Raw genomic sequence first — 9,864 nt, forward strand, 5'->3', positions numbered from 1 at the left:
GTTCACGCTCCGTACGCGTACAGGTCGGCGGATTCGAGGTCGATGACGGCGTCGTTTTTGGCGGGGCGCACCGTCCAGCCGGTGATGCGGCACCACGCTTCAAAACGCAGCCACGGGGTGGTGACGCGCACTTTCACGTCGTCGCCCAGCCGCCATGACCCGAACGGCGCGTTGGGGTGCTGTTTGACGGTGATCTGGTCGACGGTGGGGGACTGCATCCGGGCCTGGCGGATCTGCCGGGTCCGCGTGTACAGCCGCCACCAGTTCTTTTCCTCCGGGGCGTCCCACACGGCCTCGCGGCGCAGCGTCCCGTCGCGTTCGGAGTCGCCCGCGCGCAGCCGGTCTTTTCCTTCGCCGTTGCCGCCGCCGATGATCGTCTGGGCGTATTCGTCGCCGTCCCACACGAGTTTGGGTTCTTCGGTGATGTTGACGCCGGTGGCGAAGGTGATGTCGGTGCGGCGGGAGCCCAGGCGGGGCCAGGCGACGGTGACGCCGCGCTGGGGTGTGTTGTCCGGGCCCCACCGGACGGTGTCGGCGTAGTCGGGCTGGTCGACGGTTCCGGTGACCTTGTCGACGATGGACGCCAGGGTGGTGTTCTCCCACCAGTCGCTCTTGAGCGGCTGTTCGGCGGTGCCCACCCGGGGTGCTGAGCCGCTGCCGGACGTGGACACGGCAACGCCGAGGTTCGAGTCGGGCTGTTCGGTCTGGGCGTACGCCCACACGTCCCGCATGACCTTGAGCGGGTCGGCGTCCGTGTACGGGCCGCGTCCGTTCAAGTTGCCGTGCAGGCTCGACGTCGTGGGTGTGCACTTCGTCGGCGGGGTCGTGGGGACGGTGCTCATCGGCTTCTTCGCCTGGAAGCCGATGACCGGCGGCCCCGAGGGGCTGCTGCACGGCGGCGGGGCCAGTCTGCTCGGTAAGCAACTCGTCGCGGTGGCCGCGTGCGCGGCCTTCTCCTTCGGGGCGACCTATCTCATCGCCGAGGCCATCGACCGTACGGTCGGTTTCCGCGCGACCGCCGATCAGGAAAGCGTCGGTCTGGACCTGTCCGTACACGCTGAGACCGCCTACGATCTGGGATCAGTGGGCGGCGCGTCCCACCTGGTCGGGGCTTTGGACAAGGCCCCTCTTGGACGAGTGGACAAGGACGCATGAGGCTGATCACCGCGGTTATCAAGCCCCACCGGCTGGACGATGTGAAGGTGGCCCTGCAGGCCTTCGGCGTGCACGGGCTGACCGTGACCGAGGCCAGCGGCTACGGCAGGCAGCGGGGGCACACCGAGGTGTACCGGGGCGCGGAGTACCAGGTCGACCTGGTGCCGAAGATCCGCCTTGAGGTCGTCGTCGAGGACGACGATGTGGCCGACCTGATGGACATCATCACCAAGGCCGCCCGGACGGGCAAGATCGGCGACGGCAAGGTGTGGAGCGTGGCTGTGGAAACAGTCATCAGGGTCCGTACGGGTGAGCGCGGATCCGACGCGCTCTGAGGAACATGGCCGAGGGCCGCACCCGCTCGGCGGGTGCGGCCCTCCGGTGTCCGCTGGGCGGTCCCTCAGGTGAGGTCCGGCGCGACCTCAGGTGCAGTGCGACCTCAGGTGCAGTGCGACCTCAGGTGCAGTGCGACCTCAGGTGCAGTGCGACCTCAGGTGCAGTGCGACCTCAGCTGCTGCGCGCCGTCGCCGCCGATGTTGCCGCCCCAGTCGATGCACTTGTCCTTGGCGCTGAGATACACCGGCCCGGCGTACTCCGTGTAGTGGCCGGGGTCCTCCTGTCCTGAGCTGGCCCCGGCGAGGCCGACCCACGCGTTCATGAAGACCGCGCTGCCCTTGGCGTCCCGTACGGTGACGACGCAGTTCTTGCCGGCCGCCGAGTTGTACGTGAGGAAGGTGTGCCCGGTCGAGGCGATCGGAAGTGTGGCGACGACTTTGTAACCGGCCCCGCAGGCATTGTTGTACGTCGCCGCGTGCGCCGCCGCACCCGGCAGCAGCACGACACCGCCGACGGCCACCAGCGCCGCCGCGGCCAACCGCGCGATCCAAGCCTTGACCCGCTGCGACATCTGTTGACTCCCCGTCTGGTGGCGAACTCCGTTGACCGGCGAAGGTGCTGATCGACGACCTCCGTTGACCGGCAGCCCCTATTGACCGACGACCTCTGTTGATCAAGGTCCTATCACGACATTTCGACATAGACCCCACGGATCGCGCCGGGGTCTCCCGAATGGCTCAACGCGGGTCCGCGACAATGCGCGCATGGAACCGGTTGAGATCATCGCGGGCGCGCTGCTCCTGCGCCCGTGGGAAGAAAAAGACGTCAACGCCGTACGGGTCGCCATGGCCGACCCGGCCATCCAACGGTGGATCAGGCACTTCTCCGGCGATCCCGGGGAATGGCTGCGCGGCCGGGCCAAGGCCTGGGAGGACGGCGTACGGCTTACTTTCGCGGTCACGGACACAGCGAATGGCACCGTACTCGGCTCGGTCGGCCTGAAGGCCCTCGACCACGACCGCGGCACGGGGTCCATCGGCTACTGGGTCCTGCCCGCAGGGCGTGGCCGCGGAGTCGCCTCGGGCGGTACGGACGCGGTGGCGCGCTGGGCGTTCTCCGGGGCCGGGCTCAACCTCGGCCGGATCACGCTGGACCACGCGGTGGACAACACCGCGTCCTGCGCGGTGGCCGAACGGACGGGTTTCCTCTTCGAAGGCGTCGCGCGCGGCATGTACCCGGGTGAAGGCGGGCCGCGCGGCGACGGACACCTGCACGCCCGACTGACGACCGACCGACCGCCGGCCCCACGGGCCGGCCTGCCCCATGACGCAGCGTCAACGGCAGCCGGGCGAAAGGGCATTGCAGCTGTAGGCTGACCGGCGTCGATCAACCTGTCGGTCGGGACGGGGACCGGCCCACGGGCCGGTTCGACTCCTCCAGATGAGGGACGCATCCTTGAACTCCTGGAAGAAGGCCGTGTCAGGCGCAGCCATGGCGATGCTGTTCGCCGTGGGTGGTGGCATCGCCGCCGCCGCGCCCGCGCAGGCGGGCCCCATCACGTGCGACATCGCCCAGCTGCACCGGACGGCCGCCCAGCACCACTACAAGGCCGCCCAGCTCTACGCCCAGGCCAAGAAGACTTCCGGCGCCAAGGCGACGAACCTCCGCAAGCAGGCCCTGCGTGAGGACCAGCTGGGCGACGCGGACTCGCACCGCGCGCAGCAGTGCGAGGCCGCCGAGGGCTGAAGTCCCGCCCGCGCGGCGACGGCTGACCGCGGGGCCGGCACCGCACAGCAGTGACACAAGGACGGCGTGCCCGGTGCGGAATCCCCTGGACCGGGCACCGCTCCTTGTCCGTACGCCGTTCCGGTTCATCGGCAAAGCAGTCGCAGTCGAACAATTGGTTGAGGACAATGGCCTCCATGGAACCTGTTGAGATCGCCGCCGGCTCGCTGCAACTGCGCCCCTGGAACAAACACGACGTTGACGCAGTACGTATCGCGCTCAACGACGAGGAGACCATCCGGTGGATGCCGGCCACACCGTCCATCAGCTCCCAGCGGGACGACCCGGAGCTGTGGCTGGCCAACCGGCTCAAGCACTGGGAGGAGGACAAGCACTACTCCTTCGCGGTGATGGACGCCGTCACCGGTGAGGTCCTGGGAAACGTCTCGGCGCAGTCCGTCGACCATGACTTCGGCATAGGCGAAATCGGCTACTGGGTGATGCCGCACGCCCGCCGGCGCGGCGTCGCCTCGCAGAGCGTCCAGGTGCTGACCCGGTGGATGTTCGGAGCACTGGACCTGTCCCGGGTGCAGCTGTACCACTCCGTGCGGAACACCGCGTCCTGCGCGGTGGCGCTGCGCGCCGGCTTCCGGACGGAGGGGACACTGCGCAGCGTCTCCCCCAACTCGGACGGCACCCGGCACGACGAGCACCTGCACGGCAGAATCGTCTCGGACCCGGACCCTGCGCCGTAAAGCGCGCCCCGGCCCTGGTGGGCTGACGGAACTCCCGCTGTCCGCTGTCCGCTGTATGCGTTGCTCCGGCGCGGCCGGGCCGCCGATGATGATCAGATCGCCGGACGACTGAAGGAGAAGCGGGTGCGCGTCCTGCTGGCCGGGGACACCCACGGCAACCTGGGGCATCTGCGGCTCCTCCTCGACGTCGCCGCCGAACGGGGTGCGGACAGGATCTTCCAGGTGGGCGACTTCGGCTACTGGGAACACCAGGCCGACGGTGCGCGGTTCCTCGACGAAGTGCACAAGGCCGCGCGGTCGCGTGGGGTGACCGTGTACTTCCTCGACGGCAACCACGACAACGCGGCGGTGCTCCTGGAGAAGCACGGCGGGCAGCGGGACGAAGAGGGTTTTGTGGTGGTGCGTCCGCGGGTCCGGTACGCACCGCGGGGGCACCGGTGGACGTGGGACGGCACGCGGTTCCTGGCGTTCGGCGGAGCACTGTCGCTGGACAAGGACTTCCGGCTTGAGGACGAGCGGCGGCTGCGGAAGAAGGCCGTGCGTAAAGAGAAGTACCGGGTGGCGGCCGGGCGCCCCGCCGAGGTGGTCCAGGACTTCGCCGGGACTTTATGGTTCCCCGGGGAGGAGGCGACCGAGGAGGAACTGCTCGCCGTGCTCGCCGACCGTACGGCGGTGGACGTCCTGCTCACCCACGACAAGCCGCGCGCGGCCACTCCGTCGTGGAACCGCAAGGACTACCCGGAGTGCCACCCGAACCAGGAGCGCGTCCAGCGGCTGGTCGACGAACTGAAGCCGGCTGTCGCCGTGCACGGGCATCTGCACTTCCGCTACACCCAGGAACTCCCGGGCGGGACCCGCGTCGAGGGTCTCGCCGCGGATCCGGCGGCCTCGTACGACGTCAAGGGCTATCAGGCACGGGACTCCTGGCTCGTCCTCGGCTGAAGCACCAGGCCGACGTCCGTTCCACACCGCTCCGGCTCACACCGGGCCGCTTCGACCGGCTCCATTCACATCACCGTGTGGGTGAACCACGGGACAGATTGACTGTAAGCGCGGCAGCGGGCCCGCAGGACCCCCGCGACAGCGCAGGCGAAGAGCCCGGCGAAGACCTTCTGCAGGATTCCGTACGCCTGGAGGAACAGTTCCTGACGCCGTACGGACGACAGGAGACAGGGGAGGACTCGCCGGAGGGGCGGCCGCAGTCGGAGCCGTATGCGTGGTGGCTGCCGCACGACGAATACTGACTTCCCGTTAGAACCCGGAGAGACTACGCCACACCTCTCTTTGTCAACTCGGCTGAGAATCATGACCAGCAATGAGCGAAAGGGACATCGGGCCTGCACGGGAGTGCCGTAGGTTCAGCCCGTCCATCTTGATCCATGCGCACACCCACAGGGGTTCCTTCACCATACGTACGTTCCACAAGCGCCTTGCCCGCGCTGCTGTTGTCCCGATCCTGCTGCTCACGGCTGTTTGCGGCAGCGATGACAAGAAGGCCGCAGACACGGCGGCATCTGCCGCTGCACCCGCACCTTCCCAGGCGCCCAAGACCGCTGGCGGCGGTGACACAAAGGTACTGACCCTCGAGCAGCTCAAGGCCACCGCGCTGACCCACGGAGATGTCCCGGCCGGGAAGACCCTCACGACGAAGACCTCAGACAACAGTTCCCGCGGCACGGCGGACAAGTCGAACTGCCAGCCGTTGCTGGACCTGATGAACGGAGAGAGCGCGGACATCAAGCAGGTGGCTGCCCTCGACGGGGCGATCAAGACCGCCGCAGCTAAGGAGCTCGGAGGTTTCAATACCGCGGCATTCAAGCCTGGCGAGGCGGAGAAGCTCTACAAGGCTGGCGTGGAAGCTCTCGCCACGTGTTCCTCCTTCGCGGAGACCAAAGCGAATGGGAAGAAGACCGACTTCAAGTTCACCAAGGTAGACCATCCGGCCGTCGGTGACGCATCCTTCATGGCCAAAACCGAAATATCGATGGGCAGCAAGAAGGCGATCGGGCACTTCCTTATCGTCCGGGTCGGGACCACGCTCGCGCAGTTCGCGGGCGTCGATTTGGCTGGGGCTTCGGCTCCGATGCCCGATGAGGCCTTGACGAAGAAGCAGGTCGAGAACCTCAGGGTTACTCTCAAGAGCTGAATCAAGTACGACCCCGTCGGGCCCGGACACCTCAGAGTGTCCGGGCCCGGCTGCGTTTCGGCCTTTGGGTCTGGTGAAGTCGCGTAATCAACTGTCACCAATTCCCTGCTCAGAAGCTGTTGCGCCACCCCTCGGACATGACCGCCACCGAATGGGCTGAAGTCCGCCCGCTGCTGCCAGTACCGGGGTGCGGCGGCCGTAGCGCACGATCAGGCCTTCGACCTGTTCGGCGAAGGTGCAGCGGGGTCAGGCCGGTTCGTCGCAGAACAGGCGTCGTGCGGAGCGGTCGATGACCACCGACTGTCCGCCCGTCGCGGTATCCGCCAGTTTGCGTCGGTAGCGGCTGCGGACCCGACGCGGCGGAGTCCGGCAATCCAGGCACGCAGACGAGGTGTCCGCGCGGGTCGGGGCGGAGATCCACACCGTCGCGCCCGCGCGGCTCACCTGTTCCACGACCACTCCGTCCGGGTGCGGGATCACGACACTCAAAGAGTCATCACACCGTAGCTGCGATGCCGCTGCGGTGACAGTCCGTCACTCCATCAAGTAGATCTTGCCGGAACCCGGTGTCTAACTCGGGGTCTGGCTCGGCGCCCGGCTCGGTGTCTAACCCGGGGTCTGGCTCGGCGCCCGGCTCGGTGTCTAACCCGGGGTCTGGCTCGGCGCCCGGCTCGGTGTCTAACCCGGGGTCTGGCTCGGCGCCCCGCTCGGTTTCTGGCTCGGGGTCTGGCCGGGCGTCTGCGGCTGCCCCTTCGGGTGCTTCTTCGGCTGGGCGTCGCACCAGGTCTTCACCTTCGCCAGGTCGGCCTTCTCCTTTTGCAGCTCCGGAAGCCTGGCCTGGCGGGCCGTCAACTTGTCCTGCAGCAAGGTCGCGATCTCCGTACGCCCCGCCGCCTTGGCCTTGTCGACCCTGGCCTGGAGTGCCGCGATCGAACCTTTGACGGTGGCGGCACCCTGGAGCCTGGCGATCGACTTGTCAAGGCGCTTGTCCGCGCCCGCCTTGCACAGCTTCGGGTGCCCCTTCGCCGGTGCGGCGGAGGCCGGCGCCGAAGGCGCCGGTGAACCGCCGTCCGCGTAGGCCGTGCCCGCCCCGGCCAGTCCCACGCCGAGCAGCAGCGCCACCGCCCCGACCGTCCGCTTCCGACCGAACCTGCTCATCGGTCCACGCATCGTTCCGCCTCCCCTGGTGCCTGTTTCCGGTTCGTCTCTGTTCCCGGTTCGTCTCCTGCGCACGTGCCGCAAGCCGGGAGTGTCCGACGTCAGGGACAGTAGGGCTGCTTCCTGTGGAATCCCTGTGACCGGACTCCGTTGCCTCGGCTCAGTTGACCGGACTCCGTTGCCCGGAATCAGTCCTGCTGTGGCGCCTGGTCCGGTGCCGCCGGACGCGCCAGCCAGTCGCGGCGCACCCGCTCCCCCTGTCCGCGGTCGTACGGGAGTCGTACTTCGACCCTTATCCCGCTGCCGGACGACGGGGTGCCGATCCGTACGCTGCCGCCGTGCAGGGCGGCCTGCTGTGCGACCAGGGTCAGCCCGAGCCCCGAACCAGGGCTGTCCGGACCCCGGTGGAAGCGGTCGAAGACACGCCCGCGCCGGTCGGGCGGGATGCCTGGCCCGTCATCCTCGACGGCGAGTCCTGCGTAGGAATCCCCAGCGGCGACCGACACTCTGACGCTCCGTCCGCCGTGCACGGCTGCGTTGCGCAGGAGGTTGTCCAGGATCATGCGCAGCCCCGGTTCCCAGCCGTACACGAGCACCGGGCCTGCCGCGTCGACCATCGCTCCGGGGTACACCGCGGCGACAGCGGCCTCCGCCAGCTCCGCGAGATCCACCGGGTCGAAGTCGTCCTCCCCCACCAAGTCCCCCTGGGTGAGTTCCCGGAGCAGCCGCAGCAGGCCGAGGATCCGCGTGTGTTCCTCGCGTACATCGGCGAGGATCACCCCCCGGTCCGCCCCGGTGAGCTCCGGATGCCGTTCGAGGATGTCCAGGTTGGTGCGCATGCTGGTCAGCGGAGTGCGCAGTTCGTGTGCCGCGACAGCGCCGAACGAGCGGGCGGTTCCCAGCGCTTCGGCCGTACGGGCGGCTTGTTCGTCGTACCGGGCCAGGACCGTGTCCAGGGTCCGGCCGAGTTCGTCGACCTCGGCCACTCCGGTGGAGGCGTGGACGTCGCGGGTGCTGTCCGTGCTCGGGTCGAGCCCGGCGGCGCGACGGCGCAGGGCCCGCAGGGAACGGGTGGCCCGTACCGAGACCGCGAGACCCACGAGGGCGGAGAGCGGCACGGCGAGCAGGGAGACGAGGAGCACCCTGTTGTCGAGTGCGTTCTGCTGGTGCTTCAACCGGTCCTGCGGTGCGAAGACCCACAAGGTCGCGAACGTCGCCGGGCGGGTCAGGGACACCGGCACGGAGACGGCCCGCCAGCTGTGTCCGGCGTCGGTCACGGTCACCGGCCTGCGGGCCGCGGCCGGCAGCCGGACGGTGTCGGCGGGTTGCGGCCCGGCGTGGAAGACCCCGTCCGGAGTGTTCAGCCGTACGCCGTCGTCCAACGCGGCCAGGTAGAGCTGCGCGGTGCGGGTGCGTTCGGCCTTGTCCTGCTCACGGGTCACCGCGCGGAGCAGCGACTGGGCCTGTGGGGCGAGGGCCGCGGCGCGCTGCCGCAGGGCACTGTCCTGTTGAGTGCGCAGGTCGTGCGAGACAAGCCGGACGAGCAGCGTGCCGGCGAGGGCGACGAGCAGCGGGACGACGATCGCGCAGGCCAGTGCCAGTCTGGTCGCCAGTCTCACCGGGGTTCCCCCGCACGGACTTCACGGACTTCACGGACTTCACGGACTTCACGGACTTCACGGAGGACAAAACCGACGCCGCGCACTGTGTGCAGCAGCCGGGGGTGTCCGTCGACTTCGAGTTTGCGCCGCAGGTAGCTGATGAACGTGTCCACGACATCGGTGCGGACGTCGAAGTCGTAGCCCCAGACCCGGTCGAGGAGCTGATCGCGCGTCAGGACAAGCCCGGCGTTGCGGACGAACACTTCCAGCAGGTCGAATTCCCGTTTGGTCAAGCTCAAGGCTTCGCCGTCGTACGTGACACCCCTTCGTTCGGGGTCCAGAGCCACGGGGCCGAAACGCAGGGCGCCGTGGTCCGCGGGCGGCCGGCGGCGCAGCAGGGCCCGCAGCCGGAGTTCGAGTTCTTCGAAGGCGAAGGGCTTGACCAGGTAGTCGTCGGCACCGGCTTGCAGGCCGGCGATCCGGTCGGCGGTCTCGTCGAGGGCGGAGAGCATGAGCACGGGCAGGTCGAGTCCGGCGGCGCGCAGGGTGCGGCACACATGGGTGCCGCCGGTGTCCGGCAGGCAGACGTCGAGGACCAGAAGGTCGGGTACGGGGGACTGCGCCACTCCGGCCAGGGCTTCCCGCCCGTCGGCGGCGGTCCGGACCCGGAAGCCGGCCAGTCGCAGTCCCCGGTCGAGTGCGCGGCGGATGCCGGGGTCGTCGTCGACGACGAGGATCAGGGGGTCACCCGGGGTGTCGGTCACTGGTGCTCCGTCCGCGAAGAGGTGCTTCCGGTTCCGCTTGACGAAGAGTCAGCAGTTGGGGTTCCCGGCGGCGCCATCAGAGTGCGGTTCGCACCGTAATGCCCGGGTTTGGTGTCGCTCGATGGGGTGACGTTGGGGCATCTCTGCCGGTCGGGCGTTCGAGGTTCGCTTGGGTAGCGGGATGACTGATCGCAAGCCGTACCCGAGTGATCTCACGGACGAGC

At 68.7% G+C, this 9,864-nt stretch carries 13 protein-coding genes and 1 pseudogene; 8 read left to right on the plus strand and 6 right to left on the minus strand.

Going from position 1 to position 9,864, the window contains the following annotated elements; all coding sequences use genetic code 11:
- Positions 1-2 precede the first annotated feature (2 nt).
- A complete protein-coding gene (locus AC0Z36_RS17150; RefSeq protein WP_485463771.1) occupies positions 3-776 on the minus strand; it encodes a hypothetical protein in 774 nt (257 codons plus the stop codon).
- A 13-nt stretch (positions 777-789) separates the two neighbouring features.
- Here AC0Z36_RS17150 and AC0Z36_RS17155 point away from each other — a divergent pair.
- A pseudogene (locus AC0Z36_RS17155) lies at positions 790-1,155 on the plus strand (ammonium transporter); the annotation flags it as partial.
- Entirely contained in the window at positions 1,152-1,490 is a 339-nt protein-coding gene (locus AC0Z36_RS17160) for a P-II family nitrogen regulator (RefSeq protein ID WP_485463772.1), read from the plus strand. The pseudogene AC0Z36_RS17155 and the gene AC0Z36_RS17160, both read left to right, overlap by 4 nt.
- A 155-nt stretch (positions 1,491-1,645) precedes the next feature.
- On the opposite strand, the gene AC0Z36_RS17165 is transcribed toward AC0Z36_RS17160, so the two are convergent.
- On the minus strand, positions 1,646-2,062 hold the full coding sequence (locus AC0Z36_RS17165; RefSeq protein WP_485463773.1) for a spore-associated protein A: 417 nt from the start codon (positions 2,060-2,062) through the stop codon (positions 1,646-1,648).
- 193 nt (positions 2,063-2,255) lie between these two features.
- Here AC0Z36_RS17165 and AC0Z36_RS17170 point away from each other — a divergent pair, with 193 nt between their 5' ends.
- The 6 genes from AC0Z36_RS17170 to AC0Z36_RS17195 all read left to right on the plus strand — a co-directional run bounded on the left by AC0Z36_RS17170 (position 2,256) and on the right by AC0Z36_RS17195 (position 6,117).
- Positions 2,256-2,867: a GNAT family N-acetyltransferase gene (locus AC0Z36_RS17170; RefSeq protein ID WP_485463774.1), complete on the plus strand. Its 612-nt coding sequence runs from the start codon at positions 2,256-2,258 to the stop codon at positions 2,865-2,867.
- A gap of 64 nt (positions 2,868-2,931) precedes the next feature.
- A complete protein-coding gene (locus tag AC0Z36_RS17175) occupies positions 2,932-3,237 on the plus strand; it encodes a hypothetical protein (RefSeq protein WP_485463775.1) in 306 nt (101 codons plus the stop codon).
- Between the two features lie 176 nt (positions 3,238-3,413).
- On the plus strand, positions 3,414-3,971 hold the full coding sequence (locus AC0Z36_RS17180) for a GNAT family N-acetyltransferase (protein WP_485463776.1): 558 nt from the start codon (positions 3,414-3,416) through the stop codon (positions 3,969-3,971).
- A gap of 60 nt (positions 3,972-4,031) precedes the next feature.
- Positions 4,032-4,913: a metallophosphoesterase family protein gene (locus AC0Z36_RS17185; RefSeq protein WP_485463777.1), complete on the plus strand. Its 882-nt coding sequence runs from the start codon at positions 4,032-4,034 to the stop codon at positions 4,911-4,913.
- 98 nt (positions 4,914-5,011) lie between these two features.
- On the plus strand, positions 5,012-5,215 hold the full coding sequence (locus AC0Z36_RS17190; RefSeq protein ID WP_485463778.1) for a hypothetical protein: 204 nt from the start codon (positions 5,012-5,014) through the stop codon (positions 5,213-5,215).
- Between the two features lie 128 nt (positions 5,216-5,343).
- Complete coding sequence (locus AC0Z36_RS17195) at positions 5,344-6,117, plus strand: hypothetical protein (protein WP_485463779.1); 774 nt, start codon at positions 5,344-5,346, stop codon at positions 6,115-6,117.
- A 246-nt stretch (positions 6,118-6,363) separates the two neighbouring features.
- Here the strand turns inward: AC0Z36_RS17195 and AC0Z36_RS17200 are convergent, their stop codons facing one another.
- The 4 genes from AC0Z36_RS17200 to AC0Z36_RS17215 form a co-directional block, all read right to left on the minus strand.
- Positions 6,364-6,597 (minus strand): transposase family protein, encoded by a 234-nt coding sequence (locus AC0Z36_RS17200; protein ID WP_485463786.1) that lies wholly within the window; start codon positions 6,595-6,597, stop codon positions 6,364-6,366.
- A 198-nt stretch (positions 6,598-6,795) separates the two neighbouring features.
- The gene (locus AC0Z36_RS17205; protein WP_485463780.1) at positions 6,796-7,275 is read right to left on the minus strand and encodes a hypothetical protein; all 480 of its coding nucleotides are present in this window, start codon (positions 7,273-7,275) and stop codon (positions 6,796-6,798) included.
- Positions 7,276-7,463: 188 nt separating this feature from the next.
- Entirely contained in the window at positions 7,464-8,894 is a 1,431-nt protein-coding gene (locus tag AC0Z36_RS17210) for a sensor histidine kinase (protein WP_485463781.1), read from the minus strand.
- Entirely contained in the window at positions 8,891-9,640 is a 750-nt protein-coding gene (locus tag AC0Z36_RS17215) for a response regulator transcription factor (RefSeq protein WP_485463782.1), read from the minus strand. Before AC0Z36_RS17215 ends, AC0Z36_RS17210 begins: the two co-directional genes overlap by 4 nt.
- Positions 9,641-9,864 lie beyond the last annotated feature (224 nt).

The organism is Kitasatospora sp. UYEF31, assembly GCF_057291755.1.

Excerpts from the sequence above, each read along its gene's own strand:
- AC0Z36_RS17160 (WP_485463772.1), top strand. The coding sequence starts at position 1,152 with ATGAGGCTGATCACCGCGGTTATCAAGCCCCACCGGCTGGACGATGTG.
- AC0Z36_RS17165 (WP_485463773.1), bottom strand. The coding sequence starts at position 2,062 with ATGTCGCAGCGGGTCAAGGCTTGGATCGCGCGGTTGGCCGCGGCGGCG.
- AC0Z36_RS17170 (WP_485463774.1), top strand. The coding sequence starts at position 2,256 with ATGGAACCGGTTGAGATCATCGCGGGCGCGCTGCTCCTGCGCCCGTGG.
- AC0Z36_RS17175 (WP_485463775.1), top strand. The coding sequence starts at position 2,932 with ATGAGGGACGCATCCTTGAACTCCTGGAAGAAGGCCGTGTCAGGCGCA.
- AC0Z36_RS17180 (WP_485463776.1), top strand. The coding sequence starts at position 3,414 with ATGGAACCTGTTGAGATCGCCGCCGGCTCGCTGCAACTGCGCCCCTGG.
- AC0Z36_RS17205 (WP_485463780.1), bottom strand. The coding sequence starts at position 7,275 with ATGAGCAGGTTCGGTCGGAAGCGGACGGTCGGGGCGGTGGCGCTGCTG.